The sequence below is a fragment of the Cupriavidus sp. SK-3 genome (assembly GCF_000611145.1).
Classification (GTDB): Bacteria; Pseudomonadota; Gammaproteobacteria; order Burkholderiales; family Burkholderiaceae; genus Cupriavidus.
Genome location: NZ_JFJV02000263.1, coordinates 16,594 through 39,796, shown reverse-complemented (window position 1 = coordinate 39,796; position 23,203 = coordinate 16,594). Strand labels below are relative to the sequence as shown.

At 65.9% G+C, this 23,203-nt stretch carries 19 protein-coding genes; 15 read left to right on the top strand and 4 right to left on the bottom strand.

The genetic code is table 11. The features are described from left to right. Nucleotides 1–121: 121 nt before the first annotated feature. Both CF70_RS28065 and CF70_RS28060 read left to right on the top strand, forming a co-directional pair. Complete coding sequence (locus tag CF70_RS28065) at nt 122–3,631, top strand: pyruvate carboxylase (protein WP_035872969.1); 3,510 nt, start codon at nt 122–124, stop codon at nt 3,629–3,631. Between the two features lie 90 nt (nt 3,632–3,721). Continuing rightward, a complete protein-coding gene (locus CF70_RS28060; RefSeq protein WP_051649131.1) occupies nt 3,722–5,119 on the top strand; it encodes a hypothetical protein in 1,398 nt (465 codons plus the stop codon). Nucleotides 5,120–5,174: 55 nt separating this feature from the next. Here CF70_RS28060 and CF70_RS28055 read toward each other — a convergent pair whose 3' ends face one another. The 3 genes from CF70_RS28055 to CF70_RS28045 are packed head-to-tail and all read right to left on the bottom strand — an operon-like array spanning nt 5,175 to nt 8,864. Further along, on the bottom strand, nt 5,175–6,344 hold the full coding sequence (locus CF70_RS28055) for a hypothetical protein (protein ID WP_235185239.1): 1,170 nt from the start codon (nt 6,342–6,344) through the stop codon (nt 5,175–5,177). Then, complete coding sequence (locus CF70_RS28050; protein ID WP_035872966.1) at nt 6,331–7,584, bottom strand: LssY C-terminal domain-containing protein; 1,254 nt, start codon at nt 7,582–7,584, stop codon at nt 6,331–6,333. Before CF70_RS28050 ends, CF70_RS28055 begins: the two co-directional genes overlap by 14 nt. Beyond that, nucleotides 7,581–8,864: an LssY C-terminal domain-containing protein gene (locus CF70_RS28045; RefSeq protein WP_035872962.1), complete on the bottom strand. Its 1,284-nt coding sequence runs from the start codon at nt 8,862–8,864 to the stop codon at nt 7,581–7,583. The genes CF70_RS28050 and CF70_RS28045 overlap by 4 nt, the downstream gene beginning before the upstream one ends. Nucleotides 8,865–9,096: 232 nt before the next feature. Between CF70_RS28045 and CF70_RS28040 the strand changes: the two genes are divergently transcribed. From CF70_RS28040 to CF70_RS27990, 11 genes are all read left to right on the top strand, one after another. Then, on the top strand, nt 9,097–10,152 hold the full coding sequence (locus CF70_RS28040; RefSeq protein ID WP_081862396.1) for a LacI family DNA-binding transcriptional regulator: 1,056 nt from the start codon (nt 9,097–9,099) through the stop codon (nt 10,150–10,152). A gap of 267 nt (nt 10,153–10,419) precedes the next feature. Beyond that, nucleotides 10,420–11,223 (top strand): transporter substrate-binding domain-containing protein, encoded by an 804-nt coding sequence (locus CF70_RS28035; RefSeq protein ID WP_035872959.1) that lies wholly within the window; start codon nt 10,420–10,422, stop codon nt 11,221–11,223. A gap of 55 nt (nt 11,224–11,278) precedes the next feature. Then, on the top strand, nt 11,279–12,037 hold the full coding sequence (locus tag CF70_RS28030; protein WP_035872956.1) for an amino acid ABC transporter permease: 759 nt from the start codon (nt 11,279–11,281) through the stop codon (nt 12,035–12,037). Continuing rightward, nucleotides 12,034–12,684 (top strand): amino acid ABC transporter permease, encoded by a 651-nt coding sequence (locus tag CF70_RS28025; protein WP_035872953.1) that lies wholly within the window; start codon nt 12,034–12,036, stop codon nt 12,682–12,684. Before CF70_RS28030 ends, CF70_RS28025 begins: the two co-directional genes overlap by 4 nt. After that, entirely contained in the window at nt 12,671–13,405 is a 735-nt protein-coding gene (locus CF70_RS28020) for an amino acid ABC transporter ATP-binding protein (protein WP_035872950.1), read from the top strand. The genes CF70_RS28025 and CF70_RS28020 overlap by 14 nt, the downstream gene beginning before the upstream one ends. Further along, entirely contained in the window at nt 13,402–14,190 is a 789-nt protein-coding gene (locus CF70_RS28015) for a sugar phosphate isomerase/epimerase family protein (RefSeq protein ID WP_051649129.1), read from the top strand. The genes CF70_RS28020 and CF70_RS28015 overlap by 4 nt, the downstream gene beginning before the upstream one ends. Then, entirely contained in the window at nt 14,187–15,131 is a 945-nt protein-coding gene (locus CF70_RS28010) for a sugar kinase (RefSeq protein ID WP_035872944.1), read from the top strand. Before CF70_RS28015 ends, CF70_RS28010 begins: the two co-directional genes overlap by 4 nt. 20 nt (nt 15,132–15,151) lie before the next feature. Beyond that, nucleotides 15,152–16,129, top strand: a complete 978-nt coding sequence (locus CF70_RS28005; RefSeq protein ID WP_035872941.1) for a 2-hydroxyacid dehydrogenase — start codon at nt 15,152–15,154, stop codon at nt 16,127–16,129. Nucleotides 16,130–16,165: 36 nt separating this feature from the next. Beyond that, nucleotides 16,166–16,981: a shikimate dehydrogenase family protein gene (locus CF70_RS28000; protein WP_035872938.1), complete on the top strand. Its 816-nt coding sequence runs from the start codon at nt 16,166–16,168 to the stop codon at nt 16,979–16,981. Nucleotides 16,982–17,117: 136 nt separating this feature from the next. Beyond that, complete coding sequence (gene pyk / locus CF70_RS27995; RefSeq protein WP_035872979.1) at nt 17,118–18,533, top strand: pyruvate kinase; 1,416 nt, start codon at nt 17,118–17,120, stop codon at nt 18,531–18,533. A gap of 39 nt (nt 18,534–18,572) precedes the next feature. Continuing rightward, nucleotides 18,573–20,201 (top strand): NADP-dependent glyceraldehyde-3-phosphate dehydrogenase, encoded by a 1,629-nt coding sequence (locus CF70_RS27990; RefSeq protein ID WP_414629483.1) that lies wholly within the window; start codon nt 18,573–18,575, stop codon nt 20,199–20,201. 178 nt (nt 20,202–20,379) lie between these two features. Here the strand turns inward: CF70_RS27990 and CF70_RS27985 are convergent, their stop codons facing one another. Beyond that, nucleotides 20,380–21,354, bottom strand: coding sequence for a helix-turn-helix domain-containing GNAT family N-acetyltransferase (locus tag CF70_RS27985; RefSeq protein ID WP_035872931.1), 975 nt, complete (start codon nt 21,352–21,354; stop codon nt 20,380–20,382). Between the two features lie 325 nt (nt 21,355–21,679). Between CF70_RS27985 and CF70_RS27980 the strand changes: the two genes are divergently transcribed. Continuing rightward, a complete protein-coding gene (locus CF70_RS27980; protein WP_035872928.1) occupies nt 21,680–22,294 on the top strand; it encodes an isochorismatase family cysteine hydrolase in 615 nt (204 codons plus the stop codon). Between the two features lie 252 nt (nt 22,295–22,546). Then, nucleotides 22,547–22,984: a GNAT family N-acetyltransferase gene (locus CF70_RS27975; RefSeq protein ID WP_035872925.1), complete on the top strand. Its 438-nt coding sequence runs from the start codon at nt 22,547–22,549 to the stop codon at nt 22,982–22,984. Nucleotides 22,985–23,203: the final 219 nt, after the last annotated feature.

The following is a 23,203-nucleotide window of genomic DNA, read 5'->3' as shown; positions in this document are numbered from 1 at the left end:
AAACCCGCCTTTGACTTTAAGCCGTTGACTTTGAAGTTAAGCAGTCGCAGTTGCAGAGTCATCCATCAACAACCCCACCACCAAATACCAAAAAAAAACAAACTCCCCCCAAGGCACCGCCATGAAGCACGCCCCCATCACATCGCTCCTAATCGCCAACCGCTCCGAAATCGCCATCCGCGTAATGCGCGCCGCCGCCGAGATGAATATCCGCACCGTGGCGATCTACTCGAAGGAAGACCGCCTCGCCCTGCACCGCTTCAAGGCCGACGAGAGCTACCTGGTTGGCGAGGGCAAGAAGCCACTGGCCGCCTACCTGGACATCGACGACATCCTGCGCATCGCCCGGCAGACCAGGGTCGACGCGATCCACCCCGGCTACGGCTTCCTCTCTGAAAACCCGGAGTTCGCGCAAGCCGTGATCGATGCCGGCATCCGCTGGATCGGCCCGTCCCCGGACGTGATGCGCACGCTGGGCAACAAGGTCGCCGCCCGCAATGCGGCCATCGCCGCCGGCGTGCCGGTGATGCCCGCCACCACGCCGCTGCCCCACGACCTGGACGAATGCAAGCGGCTGGCGGCGGAAGTGGGCTATCCGTTGATGCTCAAGGCGAGCTGGGGCGGAGGCGGACGCGGCATGCGAGTGCTGGAGAGCGAAGGCGATCTCGCCACCGCGCTGGCCGCCGCCCGCCGGGAAGCGCTGGCCGCATTCGGCAACGACGAGGTCTATGTCGAGAAACTGCTGCGCCGGGCGCGCCACGTCGAGGTGCAAATCCTGGGCGATACCCACGGCAACCTGGTGCACCTGTACGAGCGCGACTGCACGGTGCAGCGGCGCAACCAGAAGGTAGTCGAGCGCGCGCCCGCCCCCTATCTCGACCACGCGGGCCGCGAGGCCTTGTGCGAGGCGGCGCTGCGGCTGATGCGCGCGGTCGGCTACAGCCACGCCGGGACCGTCGAATTCCTGATGGATGCCGACACCGGGCAGAGCTACTTCATCGAGGTCAATCCGCGCATCCAGGTCGAGCACACCGTGACCGAGGTGATCACTGGCGTAGACATCGTCAAGGCGCAGATCCGCATTACCGAAGGCGGCCGGATCGGCCGGATCGAAGACGAACTGGACGAGCACGGGCATACCGTGGTGCGCGCAACGGGTGTCCCGGCGCAGGCCCTGATCCCGCTCAACGGCCACGCCCTGCAATGCCGCATCACCACCGAAGACCCAGAGAACGGCTTCCTTCCCGACTACGGACAACTCACCGCCTACCGCAGCGCGGCTGGCTTCGGCATCAGGCTGGACGCCGGCACCGCCTATGGCGGCGCCGTCATCACGCCCTACTATGACTCCCTGCTGGTCAAGGTCACCGCATGGGCGCCCACGGCGGCGGAAACCATCCGGCGCATGGACCGCGCACTGCGCGAGTTCCGCATCCGGGGCGTGGCCTGCAACTTGCAGTTCCTCGAAAACGTCATCAACCACCCGGCCTTCGGCAGCGGGGAGGTCACCACACGCTTCGTCGACACCACACCCGAGCTGCTGGCCTTTGCCAAGCGGCGCGACCGCGCCACCAAGCTGCTGCGGTACCTGGGCGAACTGGCCGTCAATGGCTACCCGGGAATGGCCGGGCACACGCCGCCCCAGTTGCCGCTGCCCAGGCCGCAGCGCCCCAGGGTGGACAGTGCCGGCGCGGTGCCGCCCGGCACGCGCGACCGGCTGCGCGAGCTGGGGCCGGAGAAATTCTCTCGCTGGATGCTGGACCAGAAGCAGGTCTTGCTGACCGACACCACCATGCGCGACGCGCATCAGTCCCTGTTCGCGACCCGCATGCGTACCGCCGACATGCTGCCGATCGCGCCCTTCTATGCGCGCGAACTGCCGCAGCTGTTCTCGCTGGAATGCTGGGGTGGCGCCACCTTCGACGTGGCGCTGCGTTTCCTGAAGGAGGACCCGTGGCAGCGGCTGGCGCAATTGCGCGAGCGGGTGCCGAATATCCTGTTCCAGATGCTGCTGCGCGGCTCGAACGCGGTCGGCTACACCAACTACGCCGACAACGTGGTGCGCTTCTTCGTCCAGCAGGCAGCCGGCGCCGGCGTCGATCTCTTCCGGGTGTTCGACTCGCTCAACTGGGTGCGCAATATGCGCGTGGCGATCGACGCGGTGTGCGAGAGCGGCGCCCTGTGCGAAGGCGCGATCTGCTACACCGGCGACCTGTTCGACGCGGCACGGCCCAAGTACGACCTCAAGTACTACGTGGGCATCGCGCGCGAACTGCAGCGCGCCGGCGTGCATGTGCTGGGCATCAAGGACATGGCCGGCATCTGCCGCCCGCAGGCCGCCGCGGCGCTGGTCAGGGCGCTCAAGGACGAGACCGGCCTGCCGGTCCACTTCCACACCCACGACACCAGCGGCATTTCCGCGGCCTCCGTGCTGGCCGCGATCGGCGCGGGCTGCGACGCCGTGGACGGCGCGCTCGACGCCATGAGCGGCCTGACCTCGCAGCCCAACCTGTCGAGCATGGCCGCCGCGCTGGCCGGCAGCGAGCGCGATCCCGGCCTTAGCCTGGATCGCCTGCACGAAGCATCGATGTACTGGGAAGGCGTGCGCCGCTACTACGCCCCCTTCGAGTCCGAGATCCGCGCCGGCACCGCCGACGTCTACCGCCACGAAATGCCCGGCGGGCAATACACCAACCTGCGCGAACAGGCCCGCTCGCTGGGGCTCGAACATCGCTGGAGCGAGATTGCGGGCGCATACGCTGAGGTCAACCACCTCTTCGGGGATATCGTCAAGGTCACCCCGACCTCCAAGGTGGTGGGCGATATGGCGCTGATGATGGTCGCCAACGACCTGAGCGCCGCGCAGGTATGCGACCCCGCCAGGGAGATCGCCTTCCCCGAGTCGGTGGTCTCGCTGTTCAAGGGCGAACTGGGCTTTCCGCCCGACGGCTTCCCTGCCGGCTTGTCGCGCAAGGTGCTCAGGGGCGATCCCCCCGAACCCTACCGTCCCGGCGACCACCTCGCCCCGGTCGACCTGGAACAAGCCCGCGCGCAAGGCGAAAGCGCCTGCGCGCACGCGCTGGATGACCGGCAACTGGCGTCCTACCTGATGTATCCCAGGCAGACCAGCGAATACTTCCAGCACAGGCGCGCCTATGGCGACACATCGGTCCTGCCCACTCCCGCGTTCTTCTACGGCCCGCAACCGCAGCAGGAGGTGGCGGTCGATATCGCGCCCGGCAAGACGCTGCTGATCATGCTGCAGGGGGCGCACCCGGACACGGAGGAGAACATCGTCAAGGTCCAGTTCGAGCTGAACGGGCAGTCCCGCACCGCCCGCGTCGAGCGGCGCGGCGTGGCGCAGGCGGGGCCATCGCGCCAGGCCCGCCCGGCAGCCGACCCCTCCAATCCGCTGCATGTGGCCGCCCCCATGCCGGGCGCGGTGGTGACGGTAGCGGTCCAGCCGGGGCAGCGGGTCTCCGCCGGCAGCGCGCTGGTCTCGCTGGAGGCGATGAAGATGGAGACGCATATCGCCGCCGAACGCGACTGCGAGATCGCCGCGGTGCACGTGCGCCCCGGCGACCGCGTTGCCGCCAAGGACCTGCTGATCGAATTCAAGGACATATCCTGACTACGCGGCAGGGGTGGCCTGGCGGCCGCCCTGCCATACCACTCCCGCGAGGCATTGCCACGCAACACCGAATCGAGGATCTCCCCCGCCATGAGTCAATCCCGCGAAAGCGCACCACCCGCCGCGTCTTCCCCCTCGCTGCGCAATGCCGCGACCTTGCTGGTGCTGCGCGACGGCCCGCTAGGGATAGAAGTACTGATGGTGCGCCGCGCCGAACGTGCCGGCGATCGCAGCAGCGGCTCCTATGTGTATCCCGGCGGCACGCTGGATGCGCAGGACAGGCGGCTTCATGCCTATGCCGATGGCCTCGATGACCACGCCGCAAGCCAGCGCCTTGGCGTCGACGCGGGCGGGCTCGACTTCTATCTGGCGGCGGTACGGGAATGCTTCGAGGAGGCTGGCCTGCTGTTCGCCCGCGACAGTGCGGGACAACCATTGGCGCTGGACCAGCTGGAGGAGGCACAGCGCGCCTTGCTGCGCGACGCCGCCAGGCACGACGGACTCGGGCTGGCGCACGCCTGCGCGCAGCTGGGCCTGCGGCTCGCGGTCGACCGTCTGGCGTATTTCAGCCACTGGCTGACGCCACCGGGATTGCCCAAGCGCTTCGACACCCGTTTCTTCGTGGCGATCGCGCCCACCGGCCAGACCGCCGCGCACGATGGCGAGGAGGCCTCCGGCCATTGCTGGAAGCGTCCGGCGGAGCTTCTGGACCCTGCCAGCGGTCTCAAGCTGGAGCCTCCCACGCGGCGCACCCTGGCGGCCATTGCCCGCTTCGGGCGTGCCCAGGATTGCTACCAGCATGCCGCGGCGCTAAGCGGCATTGCCCGCATCATGCCCCGCCTGGGGCGCGGCGAGGGCGGCCTGCGCGCGGTCATGCCGGAGGAGCCCTGCTACGCCGAACTCGGCCATATCGATCCGGAGGGGCGTGGCGACGCGCGCTGCATCATCGAGCCCGGCGTTGCGGTGCGCCTCGGCGCGCGCATCTGGCGGATCACCGCCCGCGCTGGCAGTGACGTGGCTGGCGGCCTCGGCACCAACACCTATCTGGTGGGAGGCGGCAACGACAACGCATGGGCCGTGATCGACCCCGGCCCCGATGACGACGCGCATATCCAGGCGGTGCTCGCCGCGGCGCCGGGGCCGATCCGCTGGATCCTGTCCACCAGGGCACACGCCGGCCAAGCGCCCGCCGCGCGTAAGCTCGGTGCCGCCACCGGTGCGCAACTGCCCGGGGGCGAACTGCGGCACGGCGAGCGCCTGCCCATTGGCGAGGGCTGCACGCTGCGGGTATGTCATGGCTCCGGCCATGCATCCGGCCACCTGTGCTACCTCCTCGAAGAGGAAAGGACCTTGTTCACCGGCAGCGATACGGATGCCCGCATCGACTCCCTGGCCGCCCTGCCCCGCGAGGACGTCGCATGGCTGGCACCCTCGCACGGCTTCCTGGTCCCATGCCCTGCCGGGGCCGTCCGCACGCTGCCTGCCTGAGTCCGCCGGGATGGCGGTGTCCGGCTTCGCGACACGGTGGGGCACATGTCACATGTCACATACCGCCGCGTGCCGGACCCGGCGCCGCCAGGTCCTCCTCCACAAAGCGCAGCACCGCTTCCGTCAGCGCCTCGCGCGGATAGGCGTTCTGCGTCACGAACATCGAGCCGATGGTGGTATGCGTCCGGGCGATGGGCACTGCCAGCGCCCAGTGATCCGCATTGACGTAGCCCATCAGCGTACTGCCGGGCACGATCTGGTCGTAGAAGATCACCTGGCTGTCGTTGCGCCCGTCGATACGCGCGAGCTTGTCATAGCTCGAAGTCAGGATCGACGAGATGCGTTCCGGCCGCGGCAGCGTCACGAGCGAGTAGTAGCGCACGTCGCGGGGCAACGGGTTTCCCGCCAGCCATGCCTTGCGTATCGCGGGCCGCAGGCTCTCCACCGCGCCGCCATCTCCCGAATCGCAGGTTGCGCCCGGGAAATGCCGCAGCATGTCCGCCTGGTATTGCTCGGCGTCATTGGCAAGCGCCGAGCCGCCGACGGCGCCGGCTGCGGTGACCACCGCCGCCACGCGGCTGCGGATCTCCGGATACGCCACCACGGCCTGGAGGATGTCAGGCGCGCCCTTCGAGTAGCCGACCAGCACCAGGCGCGGCGCTCCCGCGGCCGGCGGCATGGCCATGATCGCGTCGCGGATCTGGCGCGCGTTATTGGCCGAACCCGACAGCGCATCGACCTTGAGCAGCATGCCGTCATAGCCGAACTCCCGCAGGTGTTTCGGGACGGTGCCGGGCGCGTTCAGCCACGGCTCGAAGCATTCATAGCCGATGCCCGGCACTACCACCGCGACCAGGTGCCGCATGGATGGACCCAGATCGACGGGCTTGCCGGTGCCGGCAGGCTCGGTGCCTATCCGGTTCAGCGCGTCTTCACAGGGCCGGTAATCGGGAAGCTCCGGTCCGCGCGCCTGCAGCACCGCGCAGAAGATCTCGCGGAAACGCGCCCGTTTGTCCTGCACGCCGGACTGCGATGCGGGAAGCAGTGCCAAAGGCGGCGTATCGGTGGAGTAAGGGATCAGCGGCTTCGACGCGCATCCGCCGAGCACGAGGCAAGCCGCGATGACTCCCGGCAAGACGCCGCCGGTCAACCGCGCGCGGACGCCGCCAGCCGGCTGCCCGGCTACGGCCTGCGGCGGCTCCGGGACCAAATCACTTGCGCGCATTGCCGCCCTCCTTAGGTGAAGCGCCTTCGCGCCCCTCCAAATAAGGTACCCAGTCAAGAATTTCCACTTCGGAAAGACTCAGCGGCCGTTGCGCAAAGAACAGCACCGCGCGCAGCCCGTCCGTAAAATAGCGGGCGCCATCCAGCGTTGTCCGCGGTTGCGCCTGCGGCGCCGGACCGACACCGTTCACGAATCCGAGCTTGTCGAGACCGCCTGAGTACATCATGTCCTGGATCAGGAGGTTCCTGGCCTCGTCGACATCCTCGTGCAGGACGATCTTTGCCGTGCCGGCTGGCGCGAGGCGTCCGCCGACAGGCCGGCCTGCCTGCGCGAGGTAAACGGGCTGCCCCTGAAAGCGAATGGGCGCCAGCCACACGCGTACCCAGGTCGACGGCGCGCCGCCTTGCGCCTGCTTGCGCAGCACCGCGTCCGGCGCGCGCCCGAAGACCCGTTGCCCGGTGTCGCCCTCGCGCGAATCGCGGCGGTAACTACGCCGCACCGCGGCCGCGCCGATGTCGCCGAGTTCCCCGACAATCAGCACATTCAACGGATCGCCCTGCGCCGAGCCGAGCGCATCGGTGGCGCAGCAAGGCAATCGTTCGAGTGCGGCTCTCAGCGAGGCAAGGTCTTTGTAGTCCGTGACCGCGGAATCCGGATACTGAAAGATATACCGCGCAAAACCCGCATCCGAGATATCGTCGGGCACGCGCACGAAGAGGCTGAACGGGATCAGCGTCCTGGTCCCGAACAAATCAACATTGACGAGCTTCGTAATGCGGTCGGGATTGGTGAACAGGATGCCCTCGTGCGTCGTCCCCGGCGGAATCGGATTCTTGAACCCGAGTTTATTGAAATAGTCGTCAATGCGCGCATTCGTTGCCCCGCTGAACGTGCCATGCAGGGACCACGCGACTTCGAGCGGCGAAAAGTAATCCGGATCCGTTCCCGAGCGCAACAGCCATAACGGCTGCGAAGTTCCGTTATGCACCTCGAACCATACGGGCTGCACGTTGGTCTTGTTGATGTCGGCGCCGAACATGCGCTTGCTGTCTTCCGTGCCCAGCACTGCGGCGCTCACGCGCACGCCCTGCCTGGTTTCGCTCACCGCGCGCTCGCGTAGCGGGGCGTCGTCGGCACTGGCGGGCGCTTGCCATGTCGAGCAGCCGGCCACGGCAAGCGAGAGGATCGCCATGCCCGCCGCGTACCGTAGCGCACGATGCAACAGCGGCAACACGCTCATTGTTTCGCTCCCTGGCGCGCGGCATCGGTCTGATAGATCGCGCTCCACGGGAAGAACTCGATCGCCGAGAGCGATGTTGGCTTACGGTCGAATACCAGTATCTGGCGATAGCCGTCCGTGAAATACGGGTCCGTGGTCAGGTTCTCGCGCGGGGCGCTTCGCGGCGCCGCGCCCACGCCTTTCACCTGCCCGATCTTGTTGAGACTCTGGGAATAGGCCATATCCTCCGCCAGCGCCGTGCGCGCTTCGTCCACGTCCGGATCGACCTTGTGCGTCGTCAGCGTTGGCGAGTGAATGGTGAGACGCACGCCGATATCGCGGCTGATCTGGCCCACCCACACCGATTTGCCGTGATAGCGCATCGGACTAAGCCACAGACGCAGATGGTTGCGCTGGTGAATGTTGTCGCGCGCCTTCTGTAATGCCAGGTCCTGCGCGCGTCCGAACAGGTACAGATCGCTCACCGGCGCATTGACATAGGGCTCGCCCTTGAGCGCAGAGGTAATCATCTTTGTGATCGCACCCGACCACTTCTGCTCGGTCGGCCGCCAGCTGCGGCGCACGAACGCGGGAAACGCATCGTCGATGCCGCCCACGACCACCAGGTTGAGCGGGTCGCCGTTCTTCGAGCCATCCTTGTTGGTGACACAGCACGGCAGGGCCTCGAGTGCCGCGCGGAAGGCCTCGTCGTCCGTGTAGTCCACGATTTCCTCGGGCGGATAGATCTCGCGCCGGAAGACTTCGCTGGTGTGGTAGTCGGCATGGAAGCCTGGCACGACCATGAGGATCGAGAATGTCTTGGCGCGCCCGCTCGCCACCAGGTCCAACTGGACGAGCTTCGCCCCCTCGCTCGCGTTTGTCAGCACGAACCCCGACACGGTCTGTCCGGGCCGGACCGGATTGCGGAAGGCGAGCTGGCGGAAGCGCTGGTCGACGCTGGCCTTTTCGTCAGGCGAGCCGCCCTGTGAAAATGCCTCGGCTGCCTCGGACGCCGGAAAGAACCCCGGGTCAAGACCCGACGACATCAGGTAATAGCCCCGGTCGTCGTTGTTGGTGACCTCGATCCAGACGGGCTGTATCTGCAGCCTCGCCAGCGGAACCCGATACACTTCCGCGCTTTCCTCATTCGAAAGAACGGCGGCCGACACCCGCAAACCGCCGTCGGTACGGCTCAGGGCACGGCTCTTGTAGTCGAGTGTGGCTGAGGGCGGCGGCGGTGGGGGCGCGGCGCAGCCGGCAATGACAACTGCGGCAAATACCCGAGTCACAATGCGGTTCATTGCGTAACCTCATCACCACGAGCGATGCAGTGCTCTTGCCGGCAGGGCGGCTGCCAGCGCATTGCGCCCGGCAACCTGCCTGGAAGCGGCTTCGTCGTCGGGTGCAGGAAAAGTATAGTGCGCGAATCTTCCCGCAGTGTGGTCTGCCAGCCCGCGCAGCCGGGGCGCTGGCAAATTCGGTGATGCCCGATGCATAATCGTGAAACTGGTTTCACCGAGACCGATTTCTCCCATGCCACGCCCTGTGACTCAACCCACGCCCAACCTGAAGCCCGCTGAGAAACTCACCATCCAGGACGTTGCCGACTATGCGGGCGTCTCGAAAGCCACCGTATCGCGCTACCTGAACCGGGGCGGCGAGCAACTGTCCGCCGACGTGGAGGCACGCGTCGCCGCGGCCGTGCGCGAGCTGGGCTACAGCCCGAGTCCCATGGCGCAGGCGCTGAAGCGCGGCAAGTCGCGCCTGATCGGGCTGGTGGTGGCGGATGTTTCCAACTCATTCTCCGTGGCCGTGCTGCGTGGCGTGGAGAAGGCCTGCCGCGACGCGGGCTACATGGTGATGCTGTTCAACCTGGGCAATGACGAGCAACTGGAACGCGAAGCCATCCGCTCGCTGTCGGCCTACCGGGTCGAAGGCTTCATCCTGCACACGCTGGGCCACGACGCCGGCGCGCTTGCCGATGCGGCGCAGCTGGGCAAACCGGTAGTTCTGGTCGACCGGAAAGTGGGCGATGCGGAAGTCGACCTGGTTGCCCTGGACAACCTTTCCGCGGTCCACGAGGCTGCCGGCCACCTGCTCGAAGCCGGCTACCGGCGCCTGCTCTTCATCAGCGAGCCGATCAAGGCCATCAGCTCGCGCAACGAGCGGGCCCGGGCCTTCCAGAACTTCATCGCAGAGCATGCGGACTCCCTTGACGGAAGCGTGTTCGAAGCCCGTACCGGTGACGACGACGCCCTGGACGAAGCGCTGCGCGCACTGCGCAAGGGAGCGGGCAAAGCGCCCGTGGCCGTGCTCGCGGCCAATGCGGTGATCTCGCTGCGCGTGGCCGCCGCCGCCGCCAGGCTGGGGTGGCAGCTCGGCACCGACCTCGGCCTGGTCGGCTTCGACGATCCGGAATGGGCTGCCCTGGTCGGCCCCGGCCTGAGCACCATCGCCCAGCCCACCGACGATATCGGACGCGTGGCCACCAACTGCCTGATCGAGCGCCTGCAAGGCGCGCAACTGGCGCCGCGCCAGGTCCTGTTGCCCGGTACCCTGGTCAGGCGCGGCTCCAGCCGCCGCGGCTGATTCCCATCCCCTCGCCCTCCGGCGTGCGCGCGTGAAGCGCGCGTAGACCCCCCGCCCCCCCCGGGGGGGGGGGTCTTCGCATGCGCTCAATTCTCCACCTGTCCTCCACCTGTCCTCCACCTGTCCAAGCTCGGTTTGCCCGTAAGGGTTTCCACTGCTGGAGTTCTGAAACCGGTTTCCTATAATCCTGAAACCGGTTTCAGAAACCGTACTTGCCGAACGCTGCGACGCCAGCGACATATTCCACAGAACGTGCAGGAGACATTGATGACTATCCAACGCTTGTTGCGCCACATTGCCGCACCCGTGCTCACGCTGCTGGTCCTGGCCAGCGCCTCGGCCGGGGTCCAGGCACAGACCGTCGCCGAGATCGTCAAGAAGGGCAAGGTCACCATCGGCGTGGTGACGGGCGCGCCGCCCTTCGGCACCACCGACGCCACCGGCAAACCCGCCGGCTACGATGTCGACGTGGCCAACCTGCTGGGCAAGTACCTCGGCGTGCCGGTCGATATCGTCCCGCTCACCTCCCCCAGCCGCATTCCGGCGCTGGAAGCCGGCAAGGTCGATTTCCTGGTCGCCACCCTGGCGCCGACGCCCGAGCGGGCGCGGGCCATCATGTTCAGCTCGCCCTACAGCGCGTTCGAGCTGACCATCTTCGCGCCGGTCGCGGCCAAGTACGCCAAGCTGGCCGAGCTTGGGAAGAAGAAGGTTGGCGTGACGCGCGGCACCACGCAGGACACGGCACTGACCCGGCTGGCGGTGCCCGGCATGAATATCGTCCGCTTCGAGGACGACGCCACCTGCGCGCAGGCGCTGATCAGCAACCAGGTCGAAGCCATTGCCCTGCCCAACACCACCGGCAACGAAATCATGAAGGCACGCGGCGCCGGCAAGTTCGACGCCAAGTTCGCGTTCTCGGTCCAACCGAACTCGATGGCCGTGCGCAAGGACGCCTTCGAACTGCGACAGTGGCTCAACACCACCATTTCCTACGTCAAGCTCAACGGCGAACTCGACGCCATTGCGCAGAAGTGGACCGGCAAGGCGCTGCCCGCGCTGCAAACGTTCTGACCCCGGCAAGTCCGACGTTGCGCGCCAGCGTCAGCCGGCGCGCCAGGAGACCCGCATGAACTACCAATTTGAATGGAACCCGGTGCTGTCGCAGCTGGATCGCTTTGCGGACGGCGCGGCCATGACGCTGGCGCTCAGCTTCGGCTCGATCCTGCTTGGCACCCTGGTCGGTACCGCCGGCGCCATCGCGGCCGCTTTTGGCGGTCCCTGGCTCCAGCGCGCCGCCAGGATATACGTCGAGGCGATCCGCAACACACCCTTCCTGATCCAGCTCTTCATCATCTTTTTCGGCTTGCCGACCGTCGGCCTGCAGATCGATGCCATCACCGCCGCGGTGATCGCCATGACGGTCAACCTCGGTGCCTACTCGACCGAGATCATCCGGGCCGGCTTGCAGGCGGTTCACCGTTCGCAGCTCGAAGCCGCCGCCGCGCTGGGCATGACGCGCTGGCAGTTGATCCGCCACGTCGCCCTGGTGCCGGCGTTCGAGAAAGTCTATCCGGCGCTGACCAGCCAGTTCACGCTGATGATGCTGACCTCTAGCGTGGTGTCGGCCATCTCGGTGGAGGAGCTGACGGCGGTCGCCAGCCAGATCGATTCGCAGACCTTCCGCACCTTCGAGAGCTACATCCTTGTCATGTTCATCTACATCGGGCTGGCACTGCTGTTGCGCGCCGCGTTCGCCCTGATCGGCAATCTGGTGTTCAGGCGGCGCCGCGTGGTGGCGCGCGCCAGAAAGGCCGCGCGCACCGCGCGCGTTGCGCCGCTGGCGCATGCGGAGTTGACGCCGGCGGTTGCAGGGAGCGCGAAATGATCACCGAGTTCTCCTGGAATCATCTTGAAATCCTGCTCCTGGCAGCACGCTGGACGCTGTGGGTGACTTTGCTGGCCTTCGTCGGCGGCACGCTGGCCGGCTTCCTTGTGGCGTTGGCGCGGACCTCAAGGAGCGCCCTGCTCCGCCTCGCCAGCACGGTCTATATCCAGGTCGTGCAAGGTACGCCGGTGCTGATCGTGCTGTTCCTGAGCTACTACGGCCTCTCCGTGCTCGGGCTCAAGCTGTCGCCGATGGTCGCGGCCATGCTGGCGATGTCGATCTACGCCAGCGCTTATCTTGGCGAGATCTGGCGGGGCTGCATCGAGGCCGTGCCGCAAGGGCAGTGGGAGGCCAGCGAGGCGCTCGCCCTCACCCGCTGGCAGCAGCTGCGCTTCGTCGTGCTGCCGCAAGCCGTCCGGCTGGCCCTGCCGCCTACCGTGGGCTTCTCGGTCCAGCTGGTCAAGAACACCTCGATCACTTCCATCATCGGCGTCATCGAACTCACGCGCGCCGGCCAGCTGATCAACAACGCGACCTTCCAGCCCTTCGCGGTCTTCGTCGTCGTCGCACTTATCTACTTCGCGCTTTGCTTCCCGCTTTCGTCGGCAGCCAGGCGCATGGAAAGGAGGCTCCATGTCCATCGTTGAAGCACAAGGCGTGCACAAATCCTATGGCCCCGTCGAAGTCCTGAAGGGCGTGTCGTTTGCCATCGAACCGGGCCAGGTGGTCGCCATCATCGGCCGCAGCGGCTCCGGCAAAAGCACCATGCTGCGCTGCCTGAACGGGCTGGAGACAATCAACGCCGGCAACATCACGGTCGCCGGGCACAAGCTGGATCACGACAGGAAGCGGCTGCTCGACCTGCGCCGCGACGTAGGCATGGTGTTCCAGAGCTACAACCTCTTTCCGCACCTGACCGTGGGCGAGAACATTGCGCTGGCGCCGTCCATCGTCAAGAAGATGGCTGCGAAAGCCATCGACGGCATCGTCGACCAGGTGCTGACCCAGGTCGGCCTGCTGGACAAGAAGGACTGCTACCCCGAGCAGCTCTCGGGCGGCCAGCAGCAGCGCGTGGCCATCGCCCGTTCGCTGGCGATGCAACCCAAGGTGATGCTGTTCGACGAGGTGACCTCCGCGCTCGACCCGGAGCTGACGGCGGAAGTGCTGCGCGTCATGGAAAACCTGGCCGCCTCCGGCATGACCATGGTGCTGGTGACGCATGAAATGGAATTCGCGCGCCGCATGGCGCATACCACCATCTTCATGCACCAGGGCAAAGTGCATGAGGCCGGCCCGTCAAAGGCGCTGTTCGCGCAGCCCCGGACACCGGAACTGCAGCAATTCCTCAGCGCGGGAGCACTGAAATGAACCAGCAGCGACAAGGTTGTTCTTCCCGGCCGCCGGTGCTGATCTCGCTCACGGCCTACGGCGCCGACCTCGCCCACCGCGATGGACAGGCTGCGCTGGCGCGGATTGCCGCGGCAGCCGGTGCGGACGGCGTCGAATACCGCGGCGAACTCCAGCGCGGGCATGGGGATGAAGTCGGCGAACAGCGCGCGGTCGCCGAACAGCACGGGCTAAGCGTAGTCTGGTCTAGCCCCGAAGGCCTCTGGAGCGAAGCCGGCAGCCTCGATGCCGCCGCGCTCGACCGCGCCTTCACCACGGCGCTGGCGATCGGTGCCAGCCGGGTCAAGATGTCGCTGGGCGGTTATCGCGAGGGCACCCCGCTTGAAGGGCTGCTCCCCTGGCTGGAGCACGAGGGCATCGAACTCGTCGTGGAAAACGACCAGACCGCCAGCGCCGGTACCGTCCCCCCGTTGCGCGACTTCTTCGCGCGTGCCGCGGCCCTCGGCAAGACAGTGCCGATGACCTTCGACATGGGCAACTGGCACTGGACGGGCGAGGATCCGCTCGACGCCGCGCAGGTCTTCGCCTCCCAGGTGGGCTACGTGCATTGCAAAGGCGTGCTGCGCACGCCTGCCAAGTGGATTGCGGTGCCGCTGGACCAATCGGCTGCGCCATGGCGCAGCGTATTGCGCCGCCTGCCCGCCGGCGTTGCGCGCGCCATCGAGTTTCCGCTGCAAGGCGAAGACCTGGTGCAGGTCACGCGCAACCATGTCGAACTGCTGCGTTCGGTGGAGATCCCCGCATGAGCCCCGATCTTGATGTGGTGACGCTGGGCGAGGCAATGCTGATGCTGGTGGCCGGTGAGGCCGGACCGCTCGAAGGCGTGCAAACCTTCCACAAGCGCACCGCCGGCGCCGAGACCAATGTGGCCATCGGCCTGTCGCGCCTGGGCCTGAAGGTCGGATGGGCCAGCCGCCTGGGCGATGATTCGATGGCCCGCTACCTGCTAGGTGAAATGCGGCGGGAAGGCGTGGATTGCAGCCAGGTGGTGTGCGAGCCCGGCGAGCGCACTGGCTTCCAGTTCAAGGGACGGGTCGACGACGGCAGCGATCCGCCCGTGGAATATCACCGCCGCGGCTCGGCCGCAAGCCGCATGAACCCCGGGCATCTGAACGACAAGTGGCTACGGCGCTCACGGCACCTGCACGTCACCGGCGTGTTCCCCGCGCTGGCCGAAGGCACGCAGGCCGCCACCCGCCTGGCCATCTCCACCATGCGGGCTGCCGGCCGCACGATCTCGTTCGATCCCAATCTGCGGCCCGCGTTGTGGGCCACGCCCGAGTTGATGCGCGAGACCCTGAACGACCTGGCGCATCAGTGCGACTGGGTACTGCCCGGCATCGAGGAAGGCCGCTTCCTGACCGGCCACACCGAGCCGGAACGCATCGCCGCCTTCTACCGTCGGCGCGGCGCCAGGCTGGTAGTCGTGAAGCTGGGCGCGCAAGGCGCCTACTTCGACGGCGAAGCCGGCACCGGCCATGTCCCGGCCTTCAGCGTCCAGCGAGTCGTCGACACGGTTGGCGCAGGCGACGGCTTTGCCGTGGGCGTCATCAGCGCGCTGCTGGAAGGCCGGCCGGTGGCCGACGCCGTCCGGCGCGGCGCATGGATCGGCGCGCGGGCGGTGCAGGTGCGCGGCGATACCGAAGGCCTGCCGACCCATGCCCTGCTGGCGGCCAGCAGCCTGTGAAGTCAATGCAAGGATTTCCCATGCGCAAGAATGTATTGGTGTTCCGTCCCATTCCGCCCGACCTGCTCGCCCGGATCGAAGCGGAGCACGACGTGATCGTCGCCGACCCGCGCCAGCCGGCGCAACGGCCGGCCTTCCGCGCCGCGCTGGCCAACGCCCACGGCATGATCGGCTCCAGCGTCAGGCTCGGCGCAGCCGAGCTCGCCGAAGCCGGCCAACTGGAAGTGATATCCAGTATCTCGGTGGGCGTCGACAACTACGATCTCGCCTGCCTGCGCCGGCGCGGCATTGCGCTCTGCCATACGCCCGGCGTACTCACGGAAACCACCGCCGACACCGTCTTCGCCCTCATCATGGCAGCCAGCCGCCGCCTGGTCGAACTTGCCGCCCATGTGCGCGAAGGCCGCTGGGCCGCCAATATCGGCGAAGGCCTGTTCGGCTGGGACGTCCACGGCAAGACGCTGGCGATACTCGGTTTCGGGCGTATCGGGCAGGCGGTGGCACGCCGGGCGGCGCTTGGCTTCGGCATGGAAGTGCTCTACGTCAACGAGGCTGCCGCGGAACCGCCGGATCTCGTGGGACGCGCCACCCGGACGGACCTCGACGACGCCTTGCGGCGAGCCGATATCGTCGCCGTCACGCTGCCACTGACCGACGGCACGCGCGGCTTGATGGGGCAGCGCGCGTTTGCGCTGATGAAACCGGGTGCCATCTTTGTCAACGGCGCCCGCGGCCAGATCGTGCAGGAAGACGCGTTGCTAGCGGCGCTCGACAGCGGCCGCCTGCGCGCGGCCGGGCTCGATGTCTTTGCCACCGAGCCGTTGCCGCAGGATTCTCCGCTGCGCTGCCATCCGCGAGTCACAGCCCTGCCCCATATCGGCTCGGCCACGCATGAGACCCGGCGTGCCATGGCCGAACTGGCCACCTGCAATCTGCTGGACGCGTTGGCCGGCCGGCAACCCGCCGCGCGCTTCGACCTTGCAGCCATCGCTGCTTAGGCAACCGTTCAATCTTCCCCGCAAGGACCATCCGCAATGCCCCGTTCCATTCCCACGCTGTGCGGCTCGATCATGGGCGAGCCCTTCACCTTCAATGTGCGCATCCACAATGCCGCTTATCGGGCGCTGGAGATCGACTACACCTTCGTGTGCTTCGGCGTGCAGGACGTGCCCGGCGCCGTGCAATCGATCCGGGCGCTGGGCGTGCGCGGCATGAATGTGTCGATGCCGCACAAGCAGGCCGTGATCCCTCACCTCGACCACCTCGACGAGACCGCGCGCGCCATCGGCGCGGTCAATACCATCAACAATGTCGATGGGGTGCTGACCGGCTACAACACCGATTGCATCGGTGCCGTGCGTGCCTTCCAGGAGGTGACCGGACTGGCGGGCAAGCGCATCGCGCTGCTGGGCGCGGGCGGCGCGGCGCGTGCCATGGCCTATGGACTGTGCGAGGCCGGCGCCGCCGTGACCCTGTTCAATCGCACCGCGGCACGCGGCGAGGAACTGGCCGCATCACTTGGCCTGCGCTTCGGCGGCGCGTTGTCCGACTTCCGCGCGGCGGACTTCGACATCCTCGCCAACGCGACGGCCGCCGGCTTTCGCGCACCCGATGTCAACCCCGTGGCGGGGCAGCTCGCCGCCCACCTGATCGTCATGGACGCCGCGTTCATCCCGGTCAGGAGCAAGCTGATCCGGGATGCCGCCGCGCTCGGCTGCCGCACCATCGACGGCACACGCATGATGCTGCACCAGGCCTGCGCCCAGGTCGAGTTCTACACCGGCTGCGCACGCGCGCCGATCGAGGCGATGGAGGCGGCACTGCTGGAGGAAATCGCACGCCAGTCATAGCCATCCACCAGCCATCCACCGTCCACCGTCCGCAGCTGCCTGACGCACACACCGCCATGACCCATACCGAAGCCATCCCCGACACCCACCCGCTTGTCATCCCGCGCCCCGCTTCCGAGGGAGTCCCCCAATGACGCTGCGACGCGAGCGACACACCAAGATCGTAGCCACGCTTGGGCCCGCCTCCTCCACGCCGGACGTGATTCTCCAGCTCTTCAAGGCCGGGGCCGATACCTTCCGCCTGAATTTCAGCCATGGCACCCACGAGGACCACAAGGCCCGGCTGGGCATGATCCGGGAGATGGAATCCCTCACGGGCCGGCCCGCGGGCGTGCTGCTGGATCTCCAGGGCCCCAAGCTGCGCCTGGGCACCTTCCCGGGCGGCCCGGTCAGGCTGACCGCCGGGCAGCCGTTCCGCCTGCAGCTGGATGCCGTGCCGGGCAGCCAGCAAGTGGCCCACCTGCCCCACCGCGAAATCTTCGAGGCGCTGCGGCCCGACCACGCCCTGCTGATCGACGACGGGCGCGTGCGGCTGCGGGTGCGCGAAGCCGGCCCGGACTTCGCGCAGACCACGGTGGAGACGGGTGGGAATGTCTCCGACCGCAAAGGCGTCAACGTGCCGGACTGCGCGCTGAACCTTTCGGCGCTGACAGAGAAGGATCACCGCGACCTGCGCTTCGGCATGACGCTGGGTGTGGACTGGGTGGCCTTGTCCTTCGTCCAGTCGGCACGCGATATCGAGGAAGTGCGTGCGATCGCCGGCAAGAACATATCGATCATGGCCAAGATCGAGAAGCCTGCGGCGCTTGCCGACATCGAGGCGATTGTCGCCGCGGCCGATGGCATCATGGTTGCCCGTGGCGACCTGGGCGTGGAAATGCCGCCCGAGGAAGTCCCGGCGATCCAGAAACGCCTCACCCGCCTCTGCCGCCAAGCCGGCAAGCCGCTGGTGGTGGCCACGCAGATGCTGGAGTCCATGATCAGTGCCCCGGCACCGACGCGCGCCGAAGCATCGGACGTCGCCACCGCCGTGTACGACGGCGTGGATGCCGTCATGCTATCGGCCGAATCCGCATCGGGCGAGTATCCGGTCGAAGCCGTGGAGATCATGGCACGCATTATCCGCAATACCGAGCGCGACAAGCTGCAGCGCGACACCATGAACGCCATCGCCACCAGGCGCGATGCCGTGGCCGCGGACGCCATCGGCGCGGCGATCCGTACCGTCGCCGACATCCTGCCGCTGACGGCCTGCGTGACTTACACCGTGTCCGGCGCCAGTGCCTTGCGGGTCGCTCGCGAGAGACCTAATGTGCCGATCGTGGGCATGACGCCCCACGTGGAAACCGCGCGGCGGCTGGCCCTGGTATGGGGCGTCCACCCCGTCCATACCCATGACGCGGACAGCGTCGAGGAAATGGTCGGGCATGCCACCGAAGTGGCCAAGCGCGAAGGATTCGCCTCGGACCAGCAACCGTTCGCCATCGTCGCCGGCATGCCGTTCGGCACCCCGGGATCCACCAACCTGTTGCGCCTCGTCTTTCCCGCGTGACAGGCCACCTCTCTGGCCTCCATCTCGATCATGTCCTCCATCACCACCCAAGCCGACCTGGCACGCTGTTTCCCCCTGCTTGCCGACATCCCGGACGACCAGCGCCTGGACGCGCCTTTGCACCAGCGCGGCATCCTCATCAACGGGGAAATCCGAACCTGGCAAGGCCCCTGCCGCGCCGTTCTGTCGCCGGTCCATGTACGCGACGGCCAAGGCAAGCTGAGCCCCGTGGAGGTTGGCAGCTTTCCGGTCACCACCGTGAAGGAGAGCCTTGAGGCCCTCGATGCCGCGGTCGCCGCCTATGCGTCGGGTACCGGCCTGTGGCCGACCATGGCGGTCGAAACCCGCATCGCGCACGTGCAGGACTTCACCCGGCGCCTGCTGGCAATGCGCGGGCAGATCGTCAAGCTGATCATGTGGGAGATCGGCAAGTCGGCCGCCGATTCGGCCAAGGAATTCGATCGCACCATCGCCTATATCCGTCAGACCATCGATGCGCTGAAGGAACTCGACAACAACAACTCGCGTTTCCAGGTCGTCGAGGAAACGATCGCCCAGGTGCGCCGGGCTCCGCTGGGCGTGGTGCTGTGCATGGGCCCGTACAACTACCCGCTGAATGAAACGTTCACCACCCTGATCCCGGCCCTGATCATGGGCAATGTGGTGCTGTTCAAGCCGCCGAAGTTCGGCACGCTGCTGTTCGCGCCAATCCTGGAGGCGTTCCGCAAAGCCTTCCCGCCAGGAGTCGTCAATACCGTTTATGGCCGCGGCGAAGAGGTGGTGCCGCCACTGATGGCTTCCGGCAAAGTCAACGTGCTGGCGCTGATCGGCTCATCGCGCGTGGCGGACCAGCTCAAGAAACTGCATCCCAAAACGAACCGCCTGCGCGCCGTGCTCGGCCTGGACGCAAAGAACGCGGCCATTGTGCTGCCTGACGCGGACCTCGATCTCGCCGTCAAGGAGTGCATACTGGGCGCGCTCTCGTTCAACGGCCAGCGCTGCACGGCCCTGAAGACGCTGCTGGTGCACCGGTCGGTGGCGAGGCCATTCCTTGACAAACTCATTGTGGCGGCGGGCCAGCTCAGGATCGGCATGCCGTGGGAGGCCGGGGTCTCCATTACGCCACTGCCGGACGCCAGCAAGCCGCGCTATATCGCGGACTGCATCGCCGATGCGCTGTCAAAGGGCGCGGAGGTGCTGAATCCCGGCGGCGGCCTTACCTGTGCCTCGCTGGTCTTGCCGGCCATCGTCTATCCCGTCGGCGAACGTATGCGGCTGTATCGCGAAGAACAGTTTGGGCCAGTGATTCCGGTGGTGCCGTTCGACGATGTCGGCGCGGCGCTGGATTACGTCGAATCGTCCGACTATGGCCAGCAGGTCAGCATCTTCGGGACCGATCCCGAACAGATCGCGCGGCTGGTGGATCCGCTTGTCAATCAGGTTTGCCGGGTGAATATCAACTGTCAGTGCCAGCGGGGGCCGGATGTGTTTCCGTTTACGGGGAGGAAGGACTCCGCGGAGGGGACCTTGTCGGTTAGCGATGCGTTGCGGGCTTTCTCGATCCGGACCATGATCGCGGCCAAGGCGACCAGCGGGTCAAAGGCGCTGCTGGATGAGATTGTGCTTGGGCATAAATCGACGTTTATTAATACTCGGTTTATTTTTTGACTGGTTTTGGAAGGGGTTTCCCGGGGTCACTGGCGCAAGACTGAATACCAGGCCCATCGGCATGAGCGGCATGAGCGGCATGAGCGGCATGGGCGGCCTGAGCGGCCTGAGCGGCCAGATAGCTGCGGCAAGCGCATGGCTTGCTGGCCGCTCGCTGCCGTCTATTTTCGAATTAGTGTCAGGGTCTGGCTGAGCGACGACTGAACCGTTGTTCGATGACCTCCGTTCCCCATTGCGCCCCCTCCGATTCGCCGGTCAATCGAAAGCCAAATGACTCATACAGATGGCGCGCCGCATCCAGGCCTTTGAACGTCCAGAGGTATGTCTCGCTAAAGCGCTCGTCAACAAATCTGATCGCGCGAGACATCAGTTGCCGTCCGATACCGGAGCCACGCAACGAATCGTCGACAATGAACCATCGCAGATGGGCTACGCCCGCATTGTCATCCCCGTCGATTGCCAACGAGGCAAGAAATCTGCCATTTTCGGCGTAGAGCCATAGCGCCTTGCCGCTCGCCGGCAGCGCACCGGCGAATTCGGCAAGCTCCGTTGCCACCTTCTTCTCGAAAAAAGCGCCGAAACCCCAGTGCTCGGAGTAGAAACGGGCGTGCAAGCTCACGACGTCGCCAATGCAGCCCGGCTGGTAGCCCTCCAGAATCCGTGTGGGCGAGGCATCTTCGGGAGTTGCCTTGACCTGGTTGTCCCATGCGAGTGCGTCGGCGTACAGCGCGAGAGAGCGGACCAAGGCTTGCTGATCGGCAGGCACCATACGTCGAAGCGCGTTGGAGACCTGATCCGTCGCGAATCGGTCAATCTTTCTCCGGAGCTTCTGCCCTGCGTCCGTCAAATACAGCTCGGACGAACGCGCATCTTCATTTGCGGTCTGGCGCGCCACCAGTCCGCTCGCTTCCAGCCTGGCGACCTGCCGGCTGGTGTTCGACTTGTCCAGGCGCAAGATATTGCCCAGATCCTTCGCATTGATGCCCGGCGTCGCCCCGATCTCGATGATCGCGTGGACAGCCGACGGAGCAAGATCACTCTCGGCCAGCGTCGTTCGCATGAAACCGAGTTCACGAACCAGTCTTCGGGAAAAGTCCCGGAGCTCCAGTATCGTGGTTTCTCGGGGCTTGGCTGGAACGTCGACAAGATCCATGACGGTGCTCACATAAGTTGCGCTTCGCAAGCAATATAGTTGCGAAACGCAACCTATGCAAGTCCGCTTTGCGGAGACGCCGAATTCCGGCAGGCACCCTTGATGGGCCGTTTTCGATTCTGCCGCGGCCGCCGGCGCGCGTCGGCGGAACGTCCATACCTGGCCGCGCGCAGGCATTGTGAGATCCCTGTTGGCTGTCCGTCCCCAGACCCTGAACGGTCAACCGATTGGCCGTGGTAGAGTCGATCATCATTCTTTATCGCGTAGCCTTATGCCGCCGCCCGTTGAACGTGGACCCGTCGATTCTGCAGACCATCAACAGGGCATGGAAAGCGCCGCTGATGCACATAGTGTGACCATGCAGATTCCGGCAATGGTTCCGGAAATTGTTCCGGCACAAGCCGCTCTGGTGGTCATGCACTATCAGACCGACATCCTGGCGTTATTTCCATCGGTCGCACCCACGTTGCTCTCCAATACGCGCAAGCTGTGTGACGCTGCGCGGGCCAAGGGCGTCAGCGTCTATTTCGCCAAGATCCATTTTCGTCCAGGCTATCCGGAAGTCAGTCCGTTGAACAGGAACGGCCAGGGAATCAAGCAACTTGGTCTTTTCATCGACGACCAGATCTCGCCGGAACTCGGCCAGCAGGCCAATGAACCGCTCATCATCGCGCATCGCGCTAGCGTGTTCTTTGGCACCGACCTGCAGGTACGGCTTTCCGCGCAGGGTATCAATACCCTGTTCATGGTGGGCATTGCTTCGACCGGTGTGGTGCTGTCGTCGGTCGCGTACGCGAGCGATGCGGACTTCCGTTTAATCACGGTCAAGGATTGCTGCTACGACCCAGACCAGGTCGTGCACGATCATCTTTTTTCAACGGCGTTCGATTCGCGCACGACGGTGCTCTCGCTCGCTGATGCCTTGCGGTTGCTTGCCTAGCATTCGCTGGCGTTTCGACAGTTTTGGGAGCAAGGCAGTCGCTCCACCGCGCGTCGTGTGGTTCGCTCAATGGCGTGCGATCTGCGCATGGTTGCGACCTGCACATAGGGGTTGCAGAGATTTGCATAGCGACCCGAAGCCGCCAGTCGTTATGCTCGGAAGCAGTCCTTCGAATGCCCAACCCATCGAGAAACCTCGCTACTCGGCTCCGTGCGACAATCTGCATCTTTCGAGTGAGGATCGGTTTGAGCCATGACCGAACATCGTTGCAGCAGGTTGGAAATTAGAAGGCTGTCGCCGCCGGAATGGATGCAGGCATACCCTGTCATCGCTCAACTTCGGTCCCTTGAAGAACCCGAATTCCTGGAGCGGACCCGCCTGCAATCGTATTCGGGCTACGAGCTTGTGGCAGCATTCCATGATGGGAAGATCATCGGAGTGATGGGCATGAGACCCGTCCACACCTTGGCGCGCGGGGCACACCTTCATATCGATGACCTCGTGGTCGATGCGGCGGGCCGAGGGAGCGGTGTTGGCCGATCCTTGATGGAATACGCCGAAGCCGACGCCCGTGCTCGTGGTATGACCGCGATATTTCTTGACGCGAGGCCGGACGCCGTTCCGTTCTATGAGCGAGAGAACTATGTGCTACACCCCGCACCATCAATGAAGAAGGTTCTGTTTCCTTAAGGCAAGCCGGCCACGGTCAGCGCGATTCGCCCACGTCTTCAGCCTGTAAATTGGCAAAGATTTGCAGCCACTGCGGAAGGTCCGCTTCTGGCCGGGAAGGGACCTCCGCCATCAGGTTGCCGCATCGGCTCTTCCCGACCCTGAACCGCCATTCGGACCTGGGACACCGCAACGATCGCCTCCGAGGCACAACCGTCGCTCGCCTCGGTCTAGTTGGAG